Source organism: Photorhabdus namnaonensis (assembly GCF_001684335.1).
Lineage (GTDB): Bacteria > Pseudomonadota > Gammaproteobacteria > Enterobacterales > Enterobacteriaceae > Photorhabdus > Photorhabdus namnaonensis.
The window spans coordinates 82252-105117 of record NZ_LOIC01000034.1 but is presented as its reverse complement, the minus strand read 5'-3'; the positions used below and the strand labels follow the sequence as shown (position 1 = coordinate 105117).

The following is a 22866-nucleotide window of genomic DNA, read 5'->3' as shown; positions in this document are numbered from 1 at the left end:
ATTTATTTCTCCGTAAATTCCATCACATACTCTACCGGCGTGTTATCACTGACTTCGTATAAGGTTTGCTTCGGTTTCGGTGGGGTTTCCGGTGAACGCAGTTGCAGATTGTCTTCGGCCGCACTCTGCACAGTCACCGTTCTGCCCAGCCCATCAGTTTTACCCGGGATGACCTGACCATCGCTGGTGGTGATGGTGTAGGGGACATTCACCAGCGGCTTATCGCTTTGCTCACTCAGCAAGGTATAGCGGGCTGAATAATCAAACAGCGCGCCGGCGGATTTCTTGCCGGTGATATGGTCGGTCATGGTGATGCTGACCCCTTCGATACGGATATTCCCCATCGGGTCAATCACTATCTGCCCGCCGGCGTTCCCAATGGTGATTTGCCCGCTTTCCGAGTGCACCGTGAGATGTTTACCCACGGTAATTTGCTGGTTATCTTCGATGTTTAATTGATGGCTTTTACCAACGGAAATGACTTGCTGGCCTTTAATGGTCACGGTTTGATTTTGACCGACGTCAAGAGTCTGGCAGCCCTGAACGGTTTCATCATCATCGTTTTTAATGATCGCCGCGCGGTTATGCGCCACGTCTGTTTGCTGGTCATGGCCTATCTGCGTGGTTTTATCCCAGAGGATCTGCGTTTTCATATTCCGTTGAGCATGAATAAACACCTCTTCGCTGCCTCTTTCATCCTCAAAACGCAGTTCATTAAATCCCTGCCCGCCGCGAGTCTGGGTTTTAAAGGTGGTCCGGGTTTTCTCCAGCGGTAAATCAAGAGGCGGACGATTAAGGCCATTGTAGGTACACCCCGTCACAATCGGGCGGTCGATATCGCCGTTGAGATAGCTGACTATCACCTCCTGCCCGACACGCGGTATCGCCATAAAACCAAAACCGTTGCCGCTCCAGCCCTGAGCCACCCGGACCCAGCAGGACGCGAGGTCGTCCGCTTTATCGTAACGGTTCCAGTGAAAATGGATGCGTATCGCGCCATGTTCGTTCACATAAATCTCTTCGCTTCCCGGCCCGACCACCGTGGCGACTTCATCCCCGTCCGCCAGCGGTTTATAGCGGTAAGGGGGCCGCCAGTCCTGTCGCCCGGGAATAAAGGCGACCTCGTTGGTCAGGGTGGTTCCTTCGCCCCCGTCGTTCGACGCGACAGGTTGCTGCCCATAATGCGTGACAGACAGCACCTGCCAGCAGTCGTTCATGGCCTCTATGGGATGGGATTGCAGGGTAAAAATTTTGCCCGGACGCAGCCGGATACAGTTAGTTTTGGCGGTGCCGACTTTACTGTAGTTGCGTAACTGTTCCAGCCGCAATTGAGTAAACGGTTTTCCTTCCTCGTCCCACTGGAAACGGCCGTAACTTTCAAACACTGAATGGTGCCCGCTATCGTCAGACTGCTTCCGGTGTTCAAGTGCGTATTTGGGGTTAAGAAAGTTATGGTCTTTCTGGACCGTGCTGTTCGAACACAGGTATTCGCCATAACTCCACTGGTACGCGGTGGTGTCTGTCTCGTCCGTTTCAGGGTGCGTATTGTAAGTCAGTTCGATATCCGCCTGCATGCCCAGGCGGCAATCACAGAACAACGTCTGTTTTTCCTCAAACCAGAAGACAATGCCCTCTTCCGCCGCCAGCCGACACCAGAAATCATAGGCGGATTCGCGTTTTTGCGTGGTGTATTCCCGTTCGACATGGCGTTTATAAAGCGTATCGCGGGTAAATAAAATACGATGCTCTTTCAGCAGGATCGCTAAGATTTCCGGTACCGACTGTCGATGGAAAATACGGCTGTCCTGATTGAGCGTCATCAGCCACATTGTGGGGCGGACAGTGAAAATATAAACAGTGCGACGGCCATCGGTATTATCCTGTTCAACCCCGGTGATTAAACCATTAATAGTCCGTTCGGTGACGCCATTGCGGGTAATGGTCAGTGATGCGCAATCCCCCAGCAGTTCATTCAGGGGAATGTCATCACGTGAGCTCACCACCTTTAACGTCAGGCGATAAAGCTGTGACAGCTCTTCCTGTAAAGTAAATTGCGAGACCTGAAAGGTGGTTTGGGGCAGTATGCCAATTCGGCAGGTGAAAACTAATCCATCCATATTTGAAACCTTACATAACTGAACCATTATCCTGAGATGGGGATAACGCAGGAAGCCATTAAACGAGCCATGACATGCGGCTCTTTTAAATAGCGCCGGTCTGTTCCGCGGTAAAAAAATGACAGCATAAAATAGCCATCATTTAATACGTGGCGTTAGAGAGAACAACAGACCGCTTCCAGCTAAGTAGGATGGAGTGGAGACAAATAACAAAGAATTTCGCTCTCTCAATATTATGACCCCAAGATCACGATATTTATTAGATGAATATGAGGAAAATGTGATGAGCACCACACAAAATAGCTCATTAATTGCTCTCAATATCTGGAATAAATAAAAATCGCCGTAAATTTTTACCTGATGCGGAGGCAATATAAAACCCCAAAAGCGTCAAGATATTAATCCGATATATTGGGGCTAGCGATAAATAAGCTTTCATCTTGGCAGTACACGCATTTTTTCATTCCAGGCCGTTGTTGTAACGAAAACGCCTTCATGAACTCTTTCACATATTTAAGTCACTACCACATTTTGCTGCTCTTTAAAGCACCAGTCAGCGCCGATTTTGGGGTTAAGGTCAATATCCACTTCGATGACTTTTCGTATAAAACCGCCAATATTGACCCCAGATAAAATAATTCGATATTTCAACTAATCTGAACGCCCTATTAAAGGAAGCTGTTCCAGCATATCTTTAAGATTCATTGCATCCCAAGGAAGATGTTCTGCAATCCCAAGCCCAACCACTTTAGCCCGAGAAGCTGCCTTTTGGATCAGAGCCAGCACATCGGGAATGTTAAGTTTACCTTTAGCGATACCACCGAAATCATGCTCACAGGCACCCGGACGAGCGAATAATACGGAACGGAAGTTATTTTCATCCAGTACATCCAAATCGATATGAATTGCCAGACATTCGATTTTCTCTTCTTCAATCCACTTCATTACTGACTCTCCTCCCGCCCTGACATCATCCGGAGAGCAGGTTCTGATTGCGTTATCAGCAATGAATTTTTTCTCATATTCCAGCGGGCTGTGTATTCCTGCGATCATGACTCTCCGGGAAGGTACCGGGCAAGCCACGGTGGTTGTCAGATCAGGATCGCCATTGCCCATCAGTGCGCCAAGAACATGAGCGTGAGCATGCTGAAATTGAGCGGGAGTCATAACATCAGGATGCGAATCAATCCACAGTATCCCTAGCTTTTCTCCCCAGCGCTCACTCAGCCAGGCAAAAGGAGCGAGATCAACAAGACAGTCACCACCAAACGTGACGATATTATCTGGCTTATATTCACGAATAATTTTCCAGACGCTACTAAGCTGAGTTTTAAGCGCTTCCCTGCCGATAATGCCATTTTCTACCGAGAGAGGCCCGGCGGGTTCCTGAATGGGTACATGAATAACAGGCGCATCCGTTTCCGGTGCAAGCCAGTTCAGCATTTCCGCACCAAATTTATATGCTGGGTTATTTCCCCCTTGCCACTGCGGCATAACCAGCCTGATAGTATTTGAGCAGTTAGTCATTACGATACTCCTTTGCATATATGTAAAGTGTATTCAAAATCAGCTAGGCTGACGCTTCATCGATATTCCTCTTTCGCCTTATGTCGGCTGGAGTACATCTTCGAGGTAAAGATGGTGTGTAGTCTGAACCACCCTTCAATCGCTTCTATCTGACCAATGACTACTCTACCGCAAAAAACAGCAAATAAAATAACCTAATGGGATAGGCAGTAACTTGCTGAATAAGATAGGATCTTGACCTACTAAACACTAAATTAACCTTATCAATCATTAATAATAAGAAGGCATTATGTGGTTCTCCAGATTCAAACTGGCTTTTATCGCACTTTTACTTCCCTGGTTGCTAACGGTAGCAACACAAATGGCGGGAAGAATCTATCTTCTCTTAACTTATGGCAGTTATCAGCTCTTCATTGACTCTACTCAAGACGTAGAACGCATGTTCTGGATCGGCGGACTGTTTGATATTCGGATTGCCAGTTTGCTGTTTGTGCCTTGTCTGCTGATTGCGAGCTTATTCGCCATTAATAAAAATAGCTTCAACATATGGCAACACGCCTATCCGTGGTTGGCAACAACACTCAGTACCGTGGTCGGGGCTTTGACGGTAAGTAATGTTTACTACTATGCCACCTATGAACGATCGTTCGATATTTTCATCTTCGGCTTAGTGGAAGATGATACGCAAGCCGTGCTGCACACCCTATGGAATGACTATCCTGTTATCGAAAGTTTGCTCTGTTTAGCACTGTTCGCAGTGGCTGTTTTCTGGCTCTGTCTGCTCTGGCAACGCTACCTTATCTCACGCACAGAGCGCAAAACCAGCTTACCCATTTCCGCTATCGCGACGCTGGTTATTTTATCCGCCTGCTTCGTTGGCATGCGTGGCTCCATCGGTACTTTTCCACTACGTCAGGCCAATACACAGGTTTCAGAAGTCAAAATGCTTAATATGTTGACACCTAATGGCCCAATGGCACTGAACTGGGCGTTTAATGATCACTACAAAAATAGCGACTTCCCAGAAGCGACAGATGAACAAGGTAGCTGGTTATTAAACCATTTTCTGGAGAAACCAACCCCCGTAAATCTGTCACTGTTTATGGCTAAAACTGCCGACAACCCTACCGCTCAAAAAAATCCGCCTCACGTAATATTTAACGTCATGGAGAGTATGGGTTATCACCTACAAAGCTTGGATCGCCCAGATCTTGATGTTTTTGGCGCCCTACGCCAGCACTGGCAAAACGACTGGCGTTTTGAACGTTTCGTTTCCGAAGGCGATGGCACCATTGATAGTTTAAGCCGTTTCTTGATCCGCAGCCCAAACAGCGCAATCAGTCAATCCATCGCGCAGGATCTCGATTTCACCAGCAATATGTTCAAACCCTATCTGGCGAATGGTTACAAAATTATCTTCGTCACATCCGGTAACGGCGCATGGCGTAATTTGAATCAGTTCTTGCCAAACTTGGGCGTTAGTGAATTTATCGATCAGAATGGGCTGAAAAAACGCTATCCAGAAGCCCAATTTGGTACTTGGGGCGTGCCTGATGAGTTTATGTTCCGTTATATTAAAGATCGCCTGATTCAGGCAGAAAAGAATGGGGAACATGTTCTGATTATGTCGTTGTCTACTACCCATCACCCACCGTATAAATCGCCGGCAGGTTATCAGAAAACCAACATCAAGCTGAGTGATATCGAGAAACAACGTTTAAGTCATTTGGCTAGTGGTAATGAGTTACAAGAGGTTTTCCATACTCTGCGTTATGCCAATGATCAATTAGGACAGTTTATCAGTTGGGTAAAATCTCAGTCATTGGCTTCCCATACCATTATTGCGGCAACCGGTGACCATAATATTCGAGGTATCAGTTATCCAGATGCTCATGAACTGGCAATCGGCCACGGTGTACCGTTTTATCTCTACGTGCCGCCCGCTTATCGCCAAAACGCAATTTTTGACGCGACCAGAGTCGGCAGCCATAAAGACATTTGGCCAACCCTCTACCATTTGAGCTTGTCACATACCGCTTATTACCGTACCGGCTGTAATCTGCTGGCTGAACGTCTAGACCCTATCTGGTGTCAAGGCTATAACCCGGAAGTCACTATTACATCACAAGGGGCTTATATCATGGTAGGCAAAGGTGAATTTCGACCGTGGGCAAATCAAACGGGATTATTACTCGGTGAACCTCAACCCATGACAGCAGACCAAACCAAACAGTTCCAACGTTGGCAGGTATTCACCGATCTCCTGTCATGGCAATTAAATCGTCAAGTTCACCACCAGCAATAATTGATACTTCCGTGAATCCCTTTAATCTCGATGTATTAAAGGGACTTACATGTAATCAACCTTTAACTCCCCCGGCGGTCAAACCATTGACCAACCAGCGTTGAGCAACCAGGAAAACGATGGTAATAGGGAGTGCTGAGAGCACAGCGGCAGCGGCAAAATCTCCCCAAAGATAGTTCTGTGGGTTAAGGTATTGCTGCATGCCCACCGCCAAAGTGTAATTGTTCACATCTCGCAGAAGCAGTGAGGCAACAGGCACTTCCGTAATCACACCAATGAAGGAAAGAATAAATACCACTGCCAGAATCGGTACCGAAAGCGGTAGCAGCACCATACGGAAAGCTTGCCACGGTGTCGCGCCATCAAGCGCAGCCGCCTCTTCCAAGGAGCCATCAATGGTTTCGAAATAGCCTTTAATCGTCCAGACATGCAACGCAATCCCCCCCAGGTAGGCAAAAATCACACCACCGTGGGTATTAAGGCCGATAAACGGTACATATTCTCCTAGTCGATCAAACAAGGCATATAGCGCTACCAGAAAGAGCACCGCCGGGAACATCTGAAAAATTAGCATACCTTTCAGCACGATACTTTTACCGCGAAAACGCATACGGGCAAAGGCATAAGCGCAAGTCGTTGATAATGTCACGATACCTACGGCGGTAATAAAGGCAACCTTAACAGAGTTCCAAAGCCATAGCATCACGGGGAAAGGCGGCGGTGTAACACGACCATCCGGTGACACCACACTGTAACCAAGCGCCAATTTCCAATGCTCCCAAGAGATGCTTTCCGGGATCAAACTCCCCGTGGCAAAGTTCCCTGGCCGCAAGGAGATAGTAATAACCATCAACAACGGGAATAAGATCATGGCAATAAAGGTTAACATCAACAAATGTGTCGCCAACAAACGCCATTTCTGCGATTTGGATTGAACCATCGCCATTGCATTCCCTCCTTAGTCAAATTTAATGCGGGTGGCTTTCAGGTTAATAATCGCCAGTGCGCCAACCAGCAAAAAGATCGCCGTTGCAATCGTCGCAGCTAAACCAAAATCCTGACCGCTACCACCATCGAAAGCAATACGGTAGGTATAGTTCACTAATAAATCGGTATAGCCTGCCGGCGTCGTGGTACCAATCCGATCTGGCCTGCCATTGGTCAACAATTGAATCAGAACAAAGTTGTTAAAGTTAAAGGCAAAACTGGCAATCATTAGCGGCGTCAATGGCTTAATCAGCAATGGGAAAGTGATCTTAAAAAAGTTCTGAAACGGCCCTGCGCCATCCATTGCCGATGCTTCATATAGATCATCTGGTATTGCCTTCAACAACCCCATACAGAGGATCATCATGTAGGGATAACCCAACCAAGTATTTACTATAATCAGCATGGTTCGGGCCAACGTAGGATCGGTAAGCCAAGCGGGCTTAAGACCAAACAAACCATTAAGTAACAGATTAATCTCGCCGAAACTCTGATTAAACAATCCCTTAAAAATCAAAATGGAAATAAATGATGGCACGGCATAAGGCAGAATAAGTAGCATACGATAAATGCCACGGCCTTTCAGCGCTTCCCACTGCACGATGCAAGCCAAAACCATGCCAACAGCGACCGTCAACACCACAGTGATCAGAGAGAACACAACCGTCCAAACAAAAATAGAGAAAAACGGCTTCTGAATACCTTCATCCTGTATCACACGCAGGAAATTTTTCCAGCCGATGGAAACCGTAAATCCAGGTGTCAAAGTCTCATTTCCCCATTGTCCCTCAGCATTGACAGACTGATAGAAACCGGTATCGGTATTGGGGCGATAAAGTGTGCCTGTTTGATTGTCGGTGAGGGTTTTACCATCTTCCCCAAGCAAGTATTGGAGATGTACGCCAGAGAATTGACGTAGAGAACTCATTTTAAGTCGGCTGCCATCCGGTAAAACGGCAACCAACTGGTTCAGCGCCTGTCGATTTTGGGTGATAGTGCGCAATGCCGCCGCTTCACCGTGCTGAATGTTATCCTGCTCATACAAATGCAGAGCCGTCTCTTTCGTTGCCGACAGCGAGAACGGTTCGGACACCAGTTGCTTAGTCTGACCCGGTACATTCAGTGCTAAAACCCACTGTTCTGATTTTGGGTAGAGTTTGAAAGCCAATGTTTGCCCTGACTGATACTGACGACTCATCAAGACAGATTGCGCACGTTCAAAAGTCAATTGATTGGTACTGCTATAGTTAGTAAAGGCGATAGCAATGGTGCAAATAAGCGGAAACAGTACAAACAATCCCATTCCGGCTATACCCGGATAAACATAGCGCCAGGCATAAGTATTGCGGTTAGCGAAAACGTAAACCCCTGTTCCCAACAATACCAGCGTCAGCATTGCAAACAGATACTCTCCCTGGGAATACATCAGTACCACCAGATAACCGGTAAAGAGTATACACAGGCTTACTGCAAACCATTTCAGAGCAGAATGCTGCCACCATGATGTTTTTTCGAGCGTCGCTGACATAATGCTCTTCCTTTTTACTACGACGTAACAGCTTTACGGATAGCTTAATCAATCTTCCTGCAAACAGGCATCCATACTGGTTGCAGGAAAGAGGCACCCTTCAAAAGAAGAGCGCCCACAAGTTACTTAGTCATACGGGCTTCCGCATCACTTAATGCGGCATCAACGGTTTGACGACCAGTCACCGCATTAACAACAGCGCTGCGCATGGCGTACCAGAAACTACTCATTTGTGAGACGTTCGGCATGATTTCGCCTTTTTGAGCATTTTCCATTGTGGCGGCAATACGTGGGTCCTTAGCTAAAATATCCTGATAGGATTTCAGTGACACAGCCCCCAACGGCTTATCCCGATTCACCATCTCCAGACCTTCATTGGTCAGTAGGTAATTTTCCAAGAACTCCTTCGCTAACTCTTTATTCGGGCTAGCAGCATTGATGCCTGCCGTTAATACGCCGACAAACGGCTTAGACGGATGGCCTTTAAACGTCGGCAACAACGCCACGCCGTAATTTATCTTGCTCTTTTCAATGTTAGTCCACGTCCACGGACCATTAATGGTCATCGCCGTTTCACCTTTGTTGAACGCGGCTTCGGCAATGGAATAATCAGCATCTGCGTTCAAATGCTTATTTTTCACCAAATCTATAATAAAATTCAGCCCTGCTTTGGAACCTGCATTATTCACTCCGACGTTCTTCACATCATATGCGCCGTTTTCCATCTTGAACGCATACCCCCCGGCCGCAGCAATCAGCGACCAAGAGAAATATGGCTCTTGCAGATTAAACATAATGGCACTCTTGCCTTTGCTCTTGAGTTCCTTATCCAGAGCCGGGATCTCTTCCCAAGTTTTTGGTGGTGTCTTCACCAAATCTTTGTTGTAGATAAGAGAGAGGGCTTCAACTGCGATAGGATAACCGACTAGTTTACCGTCGTAGCGCACGGCATCCCAAGTAAACGGGAATAGCTTATCTTTGAAGTTCTGATCCGGCGTGATTTCTGCCACCAAACCAGACTGTGCGTAGCCGCCAAAGCGGTCATGGGCCCAGAAAATAATATCCGGCCCATCACCGCTTGCTGCGACTTGTACATATTTCTCTTCAAACTTATTTGGATGTTCAACGGTAACATTGACGCCCGTATCTTTTTCAAACTTCTCACCAACTTGTGCCAGACCATTGTAGCCTTTATCACCGTTGATCCAGATAACCAGCTTACCTTCTTCAATTTTTGCAAAAGCGGAGGCAGATAACGCTAGCGTGGCTAAGGCAGAAAGCGCTAAGGTACGAGCGCTCGCTTTTAAAGTTGTTTTTATCATCATTCCGTCCTCATAGTTTGAAAGGTTCAGAGCGAACTGTTTGGTTACATTGGCGGAGGGTATTGAGCTAGTGTGCGATCAACAATGGAAAGACTCATCCTCCCCTACTCTACGCCCTACCCGGGATGCGTGTGATCTCTATTCCAAAAACAGAAGAACCGTGCTACTGACCACAAAAAGGGACTTCTTTTTTTGCGATAAGTATCACAAATTATCCATTAGCTCATACCTCACCACCTCAGTAACGCTTATCTCATCCTCCTAACTCCTCCCCCATAAAAAACTTCGGTATGGAGGATTTACTCCCCCGTTATCTTAAACACACTCTGGTTTATTATTTTTCACCGCGAATTGCGGTGATAAGTCCGGGGGAACACATGTCGAGCGTCACACTACACAATGTATCGAAGGCTTATGGTGAAACTATTATTTCCAAGAGCATCAACCTTGAGATACAAGAAGGAGAATTTATCGTTTTTGTCGGTCCATCCGGTTGTGGAAAATCGACAATATTAAGGATGATTGCGGGTCTGGAAGATGTAACTTCCGGTGATTTGCTGATCAATAACATCCGAATGAACGATGTGCCCCCCGCCAAACGCGGCGTTGGGATGGTTTTTCAGTCTTATGCGCTGTATCCCCATCTGTCCGTTGCAGACAATATGTCATTCGGCATGAAACTGGCGGGCGCTAAAAAAAGTGATATTCAGCAACGGGTAAAGCAAATTGCCGAGATGCTTCAACTCGCTCACCTGCTTGATCGCCGCCCTAAAGCCCTATCAGGCGGGCAACGTCAACGTGTTGCCATTGGCCGTACTCTGGTCGCTGAACCCAGTGTTTTTCTATTGGATGAACCTCTTTCCAACCTGGACGCCGCGCTGCGCGTCCAAATGCGCATTGAAATCTCACGTCTGCATAAGCGTCTGAAATGTACGATGATTTATGTCACTCACGATCAGGTTGAAGCGATGACGCTAGCCGACAGAATCGTGGTGCTGGATGCCGGGGATGTCGCTCAGATCGGCAAACCACTTGAACTATACCACTATCCGGTTAACCGCTTTGTCGCCAGCTTTATTGGCTCACCCAAAATGAATTTCCTGCCAGTTAAAGTCACGGCTACCGCTATTGATCAGGTGCAGATTACTCTGCCTAACCGGCAGCAAATCTGGCTGCCCGTAGAAAGCAAGGGAGTAAAAGTAGGCAGTAATGTCTCTCTGGGAATACGTCCTGAACACCTCCTGCCAAGTGATATCGCTGATGTCACGTTGGAAGGCGTAGTGCAGGTTGTCGAGCAGTTAGGCAATGAAACCCAAGTTCATATTGAAATCCCGGCCATTCATCAAAATCTGGTTTACCGCCAACCTGATGTTGTGCTGGTGGAAGAAGGATCTACCTTCACCATCGGGCTACCCCCTCACCGCTGCCATTTATTCCGGGAAGACGGAACGGCATGTCAGCGTCTGCATCAAGAACCCGGTGTTTGAGCCTGAGCTAATCAAAAAACGACAGGAGAAAAATTGATGAAATCAATGCGTATATTACCTATCTCACTAACCATTATGGCCGGATTACTGTCTATTCAGGCATCAGCCGTAGAATTCCACGGTTACGCCCGTTCTGGTATTGGTTGGACCGGCAGCGGCGGTGAGCAACAGTGTTTCAAAAGCACCGGCGCACAGAGCAAATACCGTTTAGGTAATGAATGTGAAACCTATGCTGAACTTAAGCTAGGTCAAGAGCTATGGAAGGACGGTAATAAGAGTTTCTACTTCGATACCAACGTGGCTTATTCCGTGGCGCAACAAAATGACTGGGAATCCACCGATCCCGCGTTCCGTGAGGTCAATGTTCAAGCGAAGAACGTCATCGATTGGTTACCCGGCTCAACACTGTGGGCAGGTAAACGCTTTTACCAGCGCCATGACGTACATATGATCGATTTCTACTATTGGGATATCTCAGGTCCGGGCGCTGGTCTGCAAGATATTGATCTCGGCTTTAGCAAGCTCTCTCTGGCTGTTACCCGTAATACCGAATCTGGCGGTTCTCATGGTTGGATTGCCGGTCAACGCGATCAAATACCCACCTCCAATGATGTCTACGATATACGTCTATCCGGCTTGGAAGTTAACCCAGGCGGCAATCTGGAGCTTGGTTTTGACTATGGACGCGCCAACGCGCGAGATCACTACAAACTTGACCGTAATGCCTCCAAAGATGGTTTCATGTTTACCGCCGAGCATACACAGAGCATGCTAGGAGGCTTTAACAAATTTGTCGTACAGTACGCGACCGATTCCATGACCTCCTACAACAGCGGTCATTCCGAAGGTGCCAGCGTAAACAATGACGGTTATATGTTACGTATCCTGAATCATGGCGCGATTAATCTCGCGGAAAAATGGGACCTCATGTACGTGGCGATGTATCAGGATACTGACCGTGATAACAACAATGGCAACACATGGTATACGGTTGGAGTACGTCCAATGTACAAATGGACACCGACGATGAGCACTCTGCTGGACATTGGTTATGATAACGTCAAATCCCAACGTACCAATGACACCAATGATCAGTACAAAATCACCCTGGCCCAACAATGGCAGGCCGGTGACAGCATTTGGTCCCGCCCGGCTATTCGCCTGTTCGTCACCTATGCAAAATGGGATGAAAAATGGGGTAATGCGAACAAAAAAGACGGTTACATCGATGGCATGGCCTACCGTGATACCGCAACGCATAAATTCAGCCGTGGCGACGATGATGAATTTACCTTTGGCGCACAATTCGAAGCTTGGTGGTAATCCGGTTACAACGATTTGATCTCAGATCAATCAAATGATTTGTAATGGTTAACGCCTTTTGGACTGATATACCTCCTAACAGTGGGGTGGGTATCAGTCTCTTTTTTCAACCGAACAAGGGTAACAGATGAAAACTAAACTGCTTTCATGTTGTCTTAGCGCTGTACTCTGTAGCGCATTTCCTCTTATAGGGTATACAACGCCCATTACCGCGACTCAAACACCTATAACAACTCAAGCAACCACGACACAGGATATTGTCGCCCCTTCCCTCTCGATAACAGCATTGCAAAAACTGAGCTGGCAACCGATTAATACCAGCGATACTCAGACCATTATCCTCAATGCCGCATCTCAGCATCTTAATGAGGGAGATATTCAAGGGCCGATAGCAGCATTCGCGCTGCCGGCAAACCGAGGCTCTCTGGATATTACCCTGAGCAGTTTAGTGCAAGATAAACAAGTTTACGTACCAAATGTTTTAGTACTGGATCAAGGGTTACGCCCCGCCGCATTTTACCCGAGCAGTTATTTTTCCTATGAACGTCCGGGGGTTATGTCCACTGATCGGCTGGAAGGCACACTAAAGCTCACACCAGCACTGGGACAACAACAAATTTATATACTGGTCTACACCACTGGTACCGATTTGCAGAAATCCACCCAAATGGTTGATCCCGCCAAAGCTTATGCTCAAGGCGTCGGAAATGCCGTTCCCGCTATTCCCGATCCTGTTGCTCGCCATACGCCAACAGGTACGTTGAAGTTGAAAGTAAAATCAGAACAAAACGCCGGCAACATCACGATTGGTCAAGTTTTCTCAAGTCCAGCACAAGAACCGATCATTGTCGGGCCAACACAAGCCATCGTAACGCCGTCTACGCTGCAAAAAGTCAAACCAGTCCTGAGTGATACAGAACGATATTTCAGTGATGCAATCAAAAAGGAAATTAATAACGGCAATATTGATAAGGCACTCAAATTGCTGGATGAAGCGGAACGCCTTGGATCTTCAACGGCACGAGAAACATTTATCAACAGTATCAAAAACAAAGGGTAAACAAATGCTCTCCGAAAAGGAGCGCATTGGGTCTAACCCCTTTTTACACACATCCCCCAGAAATGGGGTTTTTGTGTATACAAATAATTGTTATGATAGATATCTATACACAAAACACCCTTTAAAGGGGTTTTAGAATAGAGATAATAAAATGGATAGACTCACAGCGATTAACAAATTAGATGAGTTCAGCAAAATGGGAAGAGCCATTTTCCTTTTACAGGATTTGGAAGTCATCTTTGCTGACGAGACTTCTCGGACATTGCAAAAATCTATTGATCGCCTCATCAAAGCCGGACTGTTACTTCGCATTACCAAAGGAGTTTATGTCTATACGCGGGCCAGCATGGGAAGCTATCCCCTGGAGACTATCGTCAAAAATATCCGACGAGGCGAATATAATTACATCAGCCTAGAGTCAGCTTTATCTCAATATGGGTTCATCTCACAAATCCCAATCGACCGCCTGACAATCATGTCTACTGGCAGAGCTGGAGAGTTTAAAACACCGTGGGGAGTCATTGAAATCACCCACACCAACAGAGAGCCTAGCGAAATTCTGAAAGCAACGTTAGAAAGCCGTGGCCCCCTGCGTATCGCAAAAAAAGAGACTGCTCTGCGTGACCAAAAAAGAGTGGGGAGGAACATGCATTTAGTTCAAATGGAGGAACTCAACTATGTCTAGCCAAGTGAACTTTAACGCCATTGTTGCTGCCACTGAGCCGTTTGCCATGAATGCGACTTAAGGGTTCCTTCTATTTCCTCTGTTTGTTGAATCAGTATCAGCCAGTCTTCATAGAGTTGTTTCAAAACCCTGCGGGCAATAGCAGTTAATCCATTATCTACGTCCTCAAGTGCTTCAAGCAGCGGAGCGTTGCGGAAAAACGATGCCATATTCTGCTGCCAATCCTCCAATTTGACTAGAGATAGATAACAACGCGTTTTTAAACTATAACTGTCGTACATTAGATCTGAGCTAATACAGGTAAAGCCTTAGTGATTCTTAACAGGAAATTATTTTCGTAAAGAAAGGCAATAGAATTTTTTATTGCTTGATGATCTCTGATTTTATATTCGTCAATAATGAGTTGTAATTTTTCAGACAACTCAATAATACTACCTGATTTATAAAGTTCACCATTTAAATTATTAATAATATCGCTCGGACCACACTGGCAATCTGAACTTATACAATAGATACCATAAGATATTGCTTCCGCTAATACCATACCAAAACCTTCATATTTTGATGTTAAAATAAAAGCGGATACTTCTTTTATGTTATCCATCACAAACTCCCAAGGCTGATCTCTCCAACCGTGCCAAATAATATTATTATTTATATTGAGTTGTGAAGATAATTCTCTTAAATAACCCTCATCATCACCAGAACCTACCATATGTAACTCCCAATGACCATGCAATTGTGAAAGAGCTAAAAAGAGTTCAGTTAAATTTTTCGACTTATAGGCAAGAATTCTGCCAACATATAAAAATCTAGCCATGTGTTTTGGTTGAGAAATTATAAAGGGATTCATTTTGATAGGATTGAAAATAAGATGAAGCTTCTCTGGTTTTATTCCAAAGGATAACATTTGATCTCTTAAACCAGAACTGATGACAAGGTGCTCGTCGGCACAGCATAAATCTTTAATTTTCTGTGGAGTAGGATTCCTAATTGAAGTATGCAGCCAAGAATAAGTTTTTACCGGGAAGTTAACATTTTCACAGGAAAGTCGAGTAATATTACAGGATGTCGTATCTAAACTTATTAGAACCTCAGGATGAAACCTTTCTAATATCAAAGATAATTCACATGCAATATTCTGGCGAGATTTATCACTGTTTGACATTAAAGAGATATGTTGAGCATGAGATAACCAAGCAAGATTTTCAATTTTGTTTATCTCATTTAGCGATACAAATATGAAATTAATTTCAATATTGGCACGGCCAATCAAATTTATTAAATTTGAACATACCGTTTCTACCCCGCCATACCCATTCAAAAAAAGATCATGGTATATTATAAATATATTTTTCATTATTAATCCTTTATTGAACTAACCAAAAACGCTCTTGTATTTTTGATTTACTAATAGAGCAATAATATTTCTCCAATGAAATTAAAAGATTTGATTCATTCCCAAACAGAGGTTCTAGTTGAGAATCATAAAACAGGATGTTTTGCATTTTTTCTTTTAAATCGATATCCACCAATATAGCATGCATATCAAATTTATTATTTCGTAATAAAGCACTTTCCAAGCTGTCGGGATCAATAGTAGGGTATTCCCCTAAAACATAGGGAAAATCTTCATAAAGCAATATTTTTAACTTATGGGAGCCTTTTATATTATGGACAAGATTATTTATTATAATGTGGTCTACATGTCGACCTATTCCCAAAGGGGCATAGATATAGTCAGGTTGATAATTTAACAATATTTTGTCGATAAGATCTTGAGCCATATCGGATGCATAATCTGATTTATGTGCCAAGCCACTATAAATCCCGGCAGAATTATTATACATAGGTTCACCGCATTGATCGGTTCTATAAATGCAATCTAAAATTTTACCATGTATCGGAATGGCTGATAATTTATTGCAAAAAGCAATATCCTCATTAGCTCGCTTTGAATAAAGTTTTATAAATGAATTCATATTATCATTACTCTCAGAGCGTAAGTAATAGGATGTAAGATTTTCGTCATATTCAGTAAAAAATGTTAAAACAACCACCTGTTGATTTTCTGAAACCAATTTATGTATTAAACCACCAGCGCTTAAAGCCGCATCATCTAAATGGGGGGATAGAAATAAATGCATCATTTTAAATCTCCATACAAAGGCTGTTATATTTTATTTCCATAAGTACGATATAAATAGCGGCTAAATCAATGCGTATTCCATCTCTGTTTTTTATAAAATCTGAGTTATTAACATTTGGCTTTTCTTTGGACTGGACTCTTTCATCATCGGCATAAAATTCTTTCATTATATCAAACCAACTAGCATGAATTCTTTCTGCCGCAATTTCTATTATACTGTCACTGTGACCTAATATTGTCATTAAATCTGAAAAAATGGCATCGTTTGTAGAAAGTAACATCTCATAATTGAAATTGTCGGATGCAATATTGTCATCGTATAAATAAATATTTTTCATCACTTCCGATATAATACTCAAATCGCTCTTGATTAGCCTCTTTTCGAACTTCTTCTCTTTTTCTGTGAATGCTTGATAAGGTTTTAAAAAATTGACTTGCAAGTTGTACTCAATTTCAAGCTTTGTAATTGAATCTTGCGTAGCAGTTCTATTATCGATTAGATATTTTGCACACCATAAATCATGTATACAAGAGGCAAGCATATCTAAATTACCGTCCTGTTCCAAAAATGAGCATATCTCAGAAAATAATTTAATTTGTGAACCATTTAGCTGGGTATTTAAAGTTATATGGCCAGGATTAAATATAAATGAAGCTTGTTTTAATCTTCTCTGAATCTCTTTGGTTAAATATGTTGAATTCAAATTAACTTCGTTATCCAGCAAGTTTTTTTCATTTTCTTTATTCATGATTCATCTCCTTTTCTTTATTCATTAACCTTATTTCCGTTGATGATATATCTAAGCGAAATAGATTTTCTGGAATAGATTCAAATAAAAAACGGTGTTCCTTACTAATATTTACCAAATCATCAACTGCATGATATTTATTATTAAAAAAACGTCCAGCCACCAGAAATCGACAATCATTACTATTAATTGTCATAAGAGATTTTTTTAACCCTTCTTCACCGCCATAATAAATAGGGTTATTAATTTCTTGACATAAATCAGCGCCAATGACGAAAATTGCTCCTTGATAAATATGCGATTTATCAGTAAAAAACGTAGCGTCACTTAAAATTACCTCACCCTTCTCCTTGAATTGCCCTATCCTCTTGAAAACTTCATCGGTTGAAATGGTAAGTTTTACCGCATTTTTAATTGACAGTTCATAATAGGGTTTTCTTTTAGTCATCGCTGTAGCGATTTCTTTTAATTCTTCATGGCCTTTATGAAGTGGATTGAAAGAGCCAGATAAAATTAAAGCATTTTTCCAGTCTATGTTTGTATTACTAAAATCCCCTTTTCTATCAACATGTATATAATTCAACTTGCCATCAATTAAATCGCTTATATAACGCTCATTATTGTTAGGCATATTCATATATGTTCCCATATGTTATTATTGTTAATAAAATATATATCATTTCCTTACGATTTTATATATTCCTAAAACTCTATCATTATATTATTTACTCATGGTGATTAATAACACATCTTTATTTCCTTAAAATAAATATCAAATTAATTTACTTAGCTATTTGTTAGCAGAGAATCCCTGTGTTTTAACATTAACGCTATGAATTTTAAATATTTTATTCACCGTTCCACTTATTGCTGAATCGTCTAAGTTATCTGAATTATTCTCATTAATTATCACTATTTCCTTCACAACTTCCCTCAGTAATTTCAATCAAGGCAGATTTTATTTTTAAAATATCTTTCGTTGTATGCGACGTATCAAGGCTAACCCGAACAGCACCATCAGGATAAGTGCCAAATTTTTTATGGGCTAATGGCGCGCATTGCAATCCAGGACGGGTAATAATATTGTATTTGTTCTCAAGTATATAAGAGACCTCTCCGGGATGATAACCTTTTATTGTAAAAAGAATTGTTGGTAACCCGACTTTATGTTTACAAATTAATTTTACTTTCTTTAATTGTGATAGTTCATCTATAAGAGTTGCACGCAAAATTTGTAATTGATTTTGAATATTCTCTATGCCAATTTTTTTTAAACGCCTTATAGACGCCAACAATGAAAGTATGCCAATCGTGTTTTGTGTTCCTGATTCATACTTGTATGGCATTCCCATTGGTTGTGTTGTTAATCTTGATAATACACCTGTCCCGCCCTGGATTAATTCATTATGAGAGAATCCATTATCAAGAATAAAATACCCGCCAATACCAGATACTCCTCCTAAGCTTTTATGCCCGCTAAAAACAAGGTAATCAATATTACCTTTAGATAAATCAATTATTTGTGAACCAAAAGATTGTGAACCATCAACTAAAACCATCGCACCGTATAAATGCGCAAGTTTTCCTACCTCATCTATATTACAAAATGTACCAATAGTATTGGAGCAACTATGAACCACTAGTAACTTAGCTTGCTTATTCTTTAATAAAAATTCCAAATGCGACATATCAATTTCACCATCTGTCACATCGATAAATTGACTAGTTACCCCAATATCTTTTAAATGTTCTAAGGGCCTAAGTACTGAATTATGTTCTAAATGAGTAGTAATGACATTATCACCCGGTTTAAGCGTACCTTTCATACACTCGTTGAGTGAATACGTTGCTCCTGAGTTAAAAATGACTGTCCCATGTCCATTTAATTTTGTTTGTTCGATAAATTCGTGTCGGCACTCTTCAACCAGTTCAGTAACCTTTTTAGATTGTTGCGATAAAGATCGCCCTGGAGTTACCCCAAGCGTGTCTAAGTACATATTTATTATGTCTTTCACTTCTTGTGATTTTGGCCATGAGGTAGAAGCTACATCTGCATATAACATTCTTCAATCTCCATATGATCATTAATATATAATTTGAATTTTTTAGCAGTCGCATCCATCTCCTTTATTCCTTCATTATCTCTCCAATCGGATCTCTCAGGCACATTTAAATTCTTTGCCAATACTGTTCTTATCATTCCTCTCTCAATGAAATCTGATTCACCTATCGTAAAAACATATTTATTACCACTATCTTCAACGTAAATATAGGGGCCAGTCTCACCGAACATCTTAAGTTCATCCAGTGAGTCTATTATATGCATTTTAAATTGATCCTTTAATCTATTATGAAGATCAATCTCGGTGGGGAAACAACATAAGTGTGCATGATAACAATACTTTTGATTTGGGTCCATGATGATACAACCACCGGCTCGTCCATTTTCATAGCAAAGAGGATTACTTATATTATAATATTCTCGATAAAAATCATTTATTATATTCTTAAATTCTTTCAGCTCTTTTATTGCTTCTTCATCGTATATCTCTGCAAAGCACCGGTATCCCCCCGCATCAGTCTCACACTTGTTAGTGGCAATAATAATATAGCCCTCAATTATCTGGCCTTTGGGTACGAAAACATAGAAATATTTTCCTCGTAAAAGTATTTTATCTTTTTCAAAGGAAGACTCTGGGTGACAAAAAATACATCCCATTTTAAACTCCTTTATCGTTTGTCTATTCTGCTGATAAATATATTTTCATGACACAAATTGAAATCTTCTTCGGTATGCCAGGCAATCATCATGCTAAATTTATTTATAATGCTATATTTGTTCAGTCTACTTTGCAGTTCAGAATAAATAGGATTTGGTAAAATTATTCTGCATTTCCCCCTAATAGCGAGACAAGAATCAATTATAGCTAGAACTGCATAGGGAGCTGTGTTTGACAAACCTATCACTTCTACCGTGGTATCATCAAAACCTAGTATCGCGACTTCTTCTCCAACAGTTAATAGCTTAATATCTCTATAGCGAGGACATTGCTTTGCGTAAGCAATCCAATTGTTATTTACTTTCCTGCCGAAAAAATTGATTTTATTAATACTATCTATTTCATCAAAATCATTCAGATCTACATCTATTTTGGTAGCTCCTTCCACCACTATTTCTGTAAAATCAAAAACGTTCACTTTGCTACAGATATATTTCTCAAAAATTTTTGCATAACACTTGATCTTTCTTTCATCTGAGTAACAAATCGTCGCATCGATATCATCACGGTGTGTTTGTCTGGCACTTTCTATTACCAAAGTTCGCGATTTTACACTTTCATTTACACCAAAATCGCTAAGTATATTAACGGATACTCGTCTGTATTTAAGACTAAACTCACACTTTCTTGTTATAACAATTGACAAGTATATATCGTTTAACTTATATAAACATGCTTTTATCTCACTAGAAAGATTATATTTCTTTTCTTTCAGATTTTTCCAAATAAAATAATCCAAGCTGCCTATATCACGCTTATAAAAATCATTGATTAAAATATAATTATCTTCCGTTATATCTTCATAGACTAGGGTTACTCCATTCTCCATTATTTTGTCCCATCATTTATATTGGCGACAATTGCTTTTCATTTTTAGTTTATATTCATTTCCGAATAGATGAATCATGAAATATTGTATTTTATGACCTGTATCATAATTTAAAGATACAACAGGATAAAAAACTGCGATTATTTATCCTGAGAAATCAAATTGAAGTCTCCATCAATCATGCAAGAATATGGATAAAAATAAGGTCTTTAAAGAGAATAATCTTTCATAAATTCTATGTGATGGGACTTTAAATGAAATAATCACATTAACAAACCCCCTGAATTAAATACGATGAGCTACTTCTGTATGCCGAATAATATTCTTTACGATAGCCAAGGTGATTTTGCCGGTACTAAGTTCATGGAATACTTAATCATCAGTGTATATTTCAACGTGCATGAGCGCTGCTTGAATCACTGTACACTCAACTATCCTGCAACTATTCCCCTCCCGACTCTACACGAAGATTCCCACTTCATTGGCTGTCGCGTTCATAAGGCGGTGGCGGCCTGAGAAGTGGGAAACCTCGCCGTTTTTTACGGCGGGGAACAGTCACTAATGCTCTAATCCCATCTTTACCTCTAAATGTCAAAGCACAGAGAATTACAACGTAATTTGTGGGTTCTGGATACCACAGGCTTGTGCATAGCGCACTAATGTTTCTATACTAGCTTTTGTTACATTATTTTCCATTTTCGTCACCGTTGGCGGCGTAACCCCCATTCTTTCCGCGACTTGTGAGCGAGTCAGTCCAGCAAACTTACGCCACTCTGCAAGTGTTTCTTGCAATCTTTCCTTACGTTCTTCAGCTTCATAAGCGGCTTTAAATTCAGAGTCTTTCATCATTTCTGCCAGAATCTCTGAATGTGTCTTATATTTCTTCTTCATGTTTCATTTCCTCCAATCTGCGAAATGCTAAAGCTATCTCACTTGGGTCGATTTTTTGTGTCTTCTTTATATAAACTCGCAGCATATATATTTGCTTTCCTGTCTGATATACCCACAATCCGCGTGCTATATCTCCCCCCATTGTTCGAATTTCGTAAAGACCATTTCCCAAATGTTTTGTGTCAGGTTCACGTAGTGAGCGAGGATCTTTTTCCAGCTTTCCAATCAACCTTACAAGTTTTACCCCTACTTTTGCTGGCAAGGACTTAATTTCTTGTTCGGCCTCATCATGGTATTTAACTATAAACACTCTGATTTCCTCCTAATGCAAAAAATTAACCCAAAGGATAATTTTCATCAAGAGGAAAATTGCATTTTAATGAAATGTCACTTCTGACTAGATTTCTTGACTATAGATTCCATCTATATAGCATTTGACCTATATTGAACAATAAGTAATCATGTGGACTATCGAGACGACGGACATCTTTTGATGCGTTGTTCGATGCTTTAGATGGCACCGACAAGGCCAATGTGCTGGCTTCAATAGCTGACCGTAAGTTCACGGCACATCTGGAAAAGTTAAAAAGGAGTAAACACTATGGCAAGAACTCTTGATCAAATATTAGCAAATGAAAAAACCGAAGTTGTCGCCAATGCACAAACTGCGGCAACAGAGATGTTGCTAAACATCCATCTGGCAGAACTCCGTGAGCGGGTACAAAAGACCCAAGGAGAAATAGCTCTGGCTCTTGGTATCAAGCAACCCACGGTTTCTGATATGGAGAAACTTGGCCGCGACTTGAAACTGTCTTCCCTCAAACGTTACGTTGAGGCAACGGGTAGCAAGCTGCGTCTCGATATCGAGTTACCCGACGGTACCCACTACGGATTTTCCGTTTAATCACAAACACTCCGGCAGCCCTCGCGGATATATTCAAGATCAATGTCCGCATCGACTTTACGTGCCAGATGATTGTGAGGAACAAAGTCTCAAGTGAACGCTGTTCGGAAAGAAAAATTTGGGAAGAGGATTCTTAACGTGGCGGCAAGTTCCATTTTGTGAACGAAACTCGATTAAAACAGAACGCCAAGTAAAAAACTGGCACGTTATTAAAAAGTTGAAA

22 protein-coding genes are annotated in these 22866 nt (G+C 42.2%); 7 read left to right on the top strand and 15 right to left on the bottom strand.

Going from position 1 to position 22866, the window contains the following annotated elements; genetic code table 11:
• Positions 1-2: 2 nt before the first annotated feature.
• Both Phpb_RS06970 and Phpb_RS06965 read right to left on the bottom strand, forming a co-directional pair.
• Positions 3-2117 (bottom strand): type VI secretion system Vgr family protein, encoded by a 2115-nt coding sequence (locus Phpb_RS06970; protein ID WP_240492431.1) that lies wholly within the window; start codon positions 2115-2117, stop codon positions 3-5.
• 651 nt (positions 2118-2768) lie between these two features.
• Positions 2769-3644, bottom strand: coding sequence for an arginase family protein (locus Phpb_RS06965; protein ID WP_065389723.1), 876 nt, complete (start codon positions 3642-3644; stop codon positions 2769-2771).
• 289 nt (positions 3645-3933) lie between these two features.
• Between Phpb_RS06965 and Phpb_RS06960 the strand changes: the two genes are divergently transcribed.
• Positions 3934-5949: an LTA synthase family protein gene (locus Phpb_RS06960; protein ID WP_065389722.1), complete on the top strand. Its 2016-nt coding sequence runs from the start codon at positions 3934-3936 to the stop codon at positions 5947-5949.
• Between the two features lie 55 nt (positions 5950-6004).
• Here the strand turns inward: Phpb_RS06960 and malG are convergent, their stop codons facing one another.
• The 3 genes from malG to malE form a co-directional block, all read right to left on the bottom strand.
• Positions 6005-6895 (bottom strand): maltose ABC transporter permease MalG, encoded by an 891-nt coding sequence (gene malG, locus Phpb_RS06955; RefSeq protein WP_065389721.1) that lies wholly within the window; start codon positions 6893-6895, stop codon positions 6005-6007.
• Positions 6896-6907: 12 nt separating this feature from the next.
• Positions 6908-8464, bottom strand: a complete 1557-nt coding sequence (malF, locus tag Phpb_RS06950) for a maltose ABC transporter permease MalF (protein ID WP_065389720.1) — start codon at positions 8462-8464, stop codon at positions 6908-6910.
• Positions 8465-8586: 122 nt separating this feature from the next.
• Positions 8587-9786, bottom strand: a complete 1200-nt coding sequence (gene malE / locus Phpb_RS06945) for a maltose/maltodextrin ABC transporter substrate-binding protein MalE (RefSeq protein ID WP_065389719.1) — start codon at positions 9784-9786, stop codon at positions 8587-8589.
• A 377-nt stretch (positions 9787-10163) separates the two neighbouring features.
• On the opposite strand from malE, the gene malK reads away from it, so the two are divergent.
• The 4 genes from malK (at position 10164) to abiEi (ending at position 14341) form a co-directional block, all read left to right on the top strand.
• Complete coding sequence (malK, locus tag Phpb_RS06940; protein ID WP_065389718.1) at positions 10164-11273, top strand: maltose/maltodextrin ABC transporter ATP-binding protein MalK; 1110 nt, start codon at positions 10164-10166, stop codon at positions 11271-11273.
• 36 nt (positions 11274-11309) lie between these two features.
• The gene (locus tag Phpb_RS06935; RefSeq protein WP_065389717.1) at positions 11310-12596 is read left to right on the top strand and encodes a maltoporin; all 1287 of its coding nucleotides are present in this window, start codon (positions 11310-11312) and stop codon (positions 12594-12596) included.
• Between the two features lie 127 nt (positions 12597-12723).
• On the top strand, positions 12724-13656 hold the full coding sequence (malM, locus tag Phpb_RS06930; RefSeq protein ID WP_065389716.1) for a maltose operon protein MalM: 933 nt from the start codon (positions 12724-12726) through the stop codon (positions 13654-13656).
• A 151-nt stretch (positions 13657-13807) separates the two neighbouring features.
• Complete coding sequence (gene abiEi, locus Phpb_RS06925; protein WP_065389715.1) at positions 13808-14341, top strand: type IV toxin-antitoxin system AbiEi family antitoxin; 534 nt, start codon at positions 13808-13810, stop codon at positions 14339-14341.
• 11 nt (positions 14342-14352) lie between these two features.
• Here the strand turns inward: abiEi and Phpb_RS06920 are convergent, their stop codons facing one another.
• The 8 genes from Phpb_RS06920 to Phpb_RS06885 all read right to left on the bottom strand — a co-directional run bounded on the left by Phpb_RS06920 (position 14353) and on the right by Phpb_RS06885 (position 20848).
• Complete coding sequence (locus tag Phpb_RS06920; RefSeq protein WP_131817499.1) at positions 14353-14550, bottom strand: hypothetical protein; 198 nt, start codon at positions 14548-14550, stop codon at positions 14353-14355.
• Between the two features lie 71 nt (positions 14551-14621).
• Positions 14622-15701, bottom strand: a complete 1080-nt coding sequence (gene waaB / locus Phpb_RS06915; RefSeq protein ID WP_065389713.1) for a lipopolysaccharide 1,6-galactosyltransferase — start codon at positions 15699-15701, stop codon at positions 14622-14624.
• 10 nt (positions 15702-15711) lie between these two features.
• Positions 15712-16491: a PIG-L family deacetylase gene (locus Phpb_RS06910; protein WP_065389712.1), complete on the bottom strand. Its 780-nt coding sequence runs from the start codon at positions 16489-16491 to the stop codon at positions 15712-15714.
• A gap of 1 nt (position 16492) precedes the next feature.
• Positions 16493-17239 (bottom strand): hypothetical protein, encoded by a 747-nt coding sequence (locus Phpb_RS06905; RefSeq protein WP_065389711.1) that lies wholly within the window; start codon positions 17237-17239, stop codon positions 16493-16495.
• Positions 17232-17876 (bottom strand): nucleotidyl transferase family protein, encoded by a 645-nt coding sequence (locus tag Phpb_RS06900; RefSeq protein WP_065389759.1) that lies wholly within the window; start codon positions 17874-17876, stop codon positions 17232-17234. The genes Phpb_RS06905 and Phpb_RS06900 overlap by 8 nt, the downstream gene beginning before the upstream one ends.
• A 265-nt stretch (positions 17877-18141) precedes the next feature.
• Positions 18142-19302: an aminotransferase class V-fold PLP-dependent enzyme gene (locus Phpb_RS06895; protein ID WP_065389710.1), complete on the bottom strand. Its 1161-nt coding sequence runs from the start codon at positions 19300-19302 to the stop codon at positions 18142-18144.
• Complete coding sequence (locus Phpb_RS06890) at positions 19284-19958, bottom strand: hypothetical protein (protein ID WP_065389709.1); 675 nt, start codon at positions 19956-19958, stop codon at positions 19284-19286. Before Phpb_RS06890 ends, Phpb_RS06895 begins: the two co-directional genes overlap by 19 nt.
• 11 nt (positions 19959-19969) lie before the next feature.
• Positions 19970-20848: a hypothetical protein gene (locus Phpb_RS06885; protein WP_065389708.1), complete on the bottom strand. Its 879-nt coding sequence runs from the start codon at positions 20846-20848 to the stop codon at positions 19970-19972.
• 294 nt (positions 20849-21142) lie between these two features.
• Between Phpb_RS06885 and Phpb_RS25700 the strand changes: the two genes are divergently transcribed.
• Positions 21143-21364, top strand: coding sequence for a hypothetical protein (locus Phpb_RS25700; RefSeq protein WP_131817498.1), 222 nt, complete (start codon positions 21143-21145; stop codon positions 21362-21364).
• A 90-nt stretch (positions 21365-21454) separates the two neighbouring features.
• Here Phpb_RS25700 and Phpb_RS06880 read toward each other — a convergent pair whose 3' ends face one another.
• Complete coding sequence (locus tag Phpb_RS06880; RefSeq protein ID WP_205634745.1) at positions 21455-21739, bottom strand: helix-turn-helix domain-containing protein; 285 nt, start codon at positions 21737-21739, stop codon at positions 21455-21457.
• Positions 21723-22049, bottom strand: a complete 327-nt coding sequence (locus Phpb_RS06875; RefSeq protein ID WP_065389707.1) for a type II toxin-antitoxin system RelE/ParE family toxin — start codon at positions 22047-22049, stop codon at positions 21723-21725. The genes Phpb_RS06880 and Phpb_RS06875 overlap by 17 nt, the downstream gene beginning before the upstream one ends.
• Before the next feature lie 291 nt (positions 22050-22340).
• Between Phpb_RS06875 and Phpb_RS06870 the strand changes: the two genes are divergently transcribed.
• Positions 22341-22643, top strand: coding sequence for a transcriptional regulator ProR (locus Phpb_RS06870; RefSeq protein WP_065389706.1), 303 nt, complete (start codon positions 22341-22343; stop codon positions 22641-22643).
• The last annotated feature ends 223 nt before the right edge of the window (positions 22644-22866 follow it).

What these genes read in the sequence shown, in the direction of transcription:
- Phpb_RS06960 (WP_065389722.1), top strand. Translation starts at nt 3,934, where the DNA reads ATGTGGTTCTCCAGATTCAAACTGGCTTTTATCGCACTTTTACTTCCC.
- Phpb_RS06900 (WP_065389759.1), bottom strand. Translation starts at nt 17,876, where the DNA reads ATGAATATGCCTAACAATAATGAGCGTTATATAAGCGATTTAATTGAT.
- malG (WP_065389721.1), bottom strand. Translation starts at nt 6,895, where the DNA reads ATGGCGATGGTTCAATCCAAATCGCAGAAATGGCGTTTGTTGGCGACA.
- malE (WP_065389719.1), bottom strand. Translation starts at nt 9,786, where the DNA reads ATGATAAAAACAACTTTAAAAGCGAGCGCTCGTACCTTAGCGCTTTCT.
- waaB (WP_065389713.1), bottom strand. Translation starts at nt 15,701, where the DNA reads ATGAAAAATATATTTATAATATACCATGATCTTTTTTTGAATGGGTAT.
- Phpb_RS06895 (WP_065389710.1), bottom strand. Translation starts at nt 19,302, where the DNA reads ATGTTATATGCAGATGTAGCTTCTACCTCATGGCCAAAATCACAAGAA.
- Phpb_RS06965 (WP_065389723.1), bottom strand. Translation starts at nt 3,644, where the DNA reads ATGACTAACTGCTCAAATACTATCAGGCTGGTTATGCCGCAGTGGCAA.
- Phpb_RS06885 (WP_065389708.1), bottom strand. Translation starts at nt 20,848, where the DNA reads ATGGAGAATGGAGTAACCCTAGTCTATGAAGATATAACGGAAGATAAT.
- Phpb_RS06935 (WP_065389717.1), top strand. Translation starts at nt 11,310, where the DNA reads ATGAAATCAATGCGTATATTACCTATCTCACTAACCATTATGGCCGGA.
- Phpb_RS06890 (WP_065389709.1), bottom strand. Translation starts at nt 19,958, where the DNA reads ATGGGATGTATTTTTTGTCACCCAGAGTCTTCCTTTGAAAAAGATAAA.
- malK (WP_065389718.1), top strand. Translation starts at nt 10,164, where the DNA reads ATGTCGAGCGTCACACTACACAATGTATCGAAGGCTTATGGTGAAACT.
- abiEi (WP_065389715.1), top strand. Translation starts at nt 13,808, where the DNA reads ATGGATAGACTCACAGCGATTAACAAATTAGATGAGTTCAGCAAAATG.
- Phpb_RS06870 (WP_065389706.1), top strand. Translation starts at nt 22,341, where the DNA reads ATGGCAAGAACTCTTGATCAAATATTAGCAAATGAAAAAACCGAAGTT.
- malM (WP_065389716.1), top strand. Translation starts at nt 12,724, where the DNA reads ATGAAAACTAAACTGCTTTCATGTTGTCTTAGCGCTGTACTCTGTAGC.
- Phpb_RS06910 (WP_065389712.1), bottom strand. Translation starts at nt 16,491, where the DNA reads ATGATGCATTTATTTCTATCCCCCCATTTAGATGATGCGGCTTTAAGC.
- Phpb_RS06905 (WP_065389711.1), bottom strand. Translation starts at nt 17,239, where the DNA reads ATGAATAAAGAAAATGAAAAAAACTTGCTGGATAACGAAGTTAATTTG.
- Phpb_RS06970 (WP_240492431.1), bottom strand. Translation starts at nt 2,117, where the DNA reads ATGGATGGATTAGTTTTCACCTGCCGAATTGGCATACTGCCCCAAACC.
- malF (WP_065389720.1), bottom strand. Translation starts at nt 8,464, where the DNA reads ATGTCAGCGACGCTCGAAAAAACATCATGGTGGCAGCATTCTGCTCTG.
- Phpb_RS06880 (WP_205634745.1), bottom strand. Translation starts at nt 21,739, where the DNA reads ATGAAGAAGAAATATAAGACACATTCAGAGATTCTGGCAGAAATGATG.
- Phpb_RS06920 (WP_131817499.1), bottom strand. Translation starts at nt 14,550, where the DNA reads ATGGCATCGTTTTTCCGCAACGCTCCGCTGCTTGAAGCACTTGAGGAC.
- Phpb_RS25700 (WP_131817498.1), top strand. Translation starts at nt 21,143, where the DNA reads ATGAGCTACTTCTGTATGCCGAATAATATTCTTTACGATAGCCAAGGT.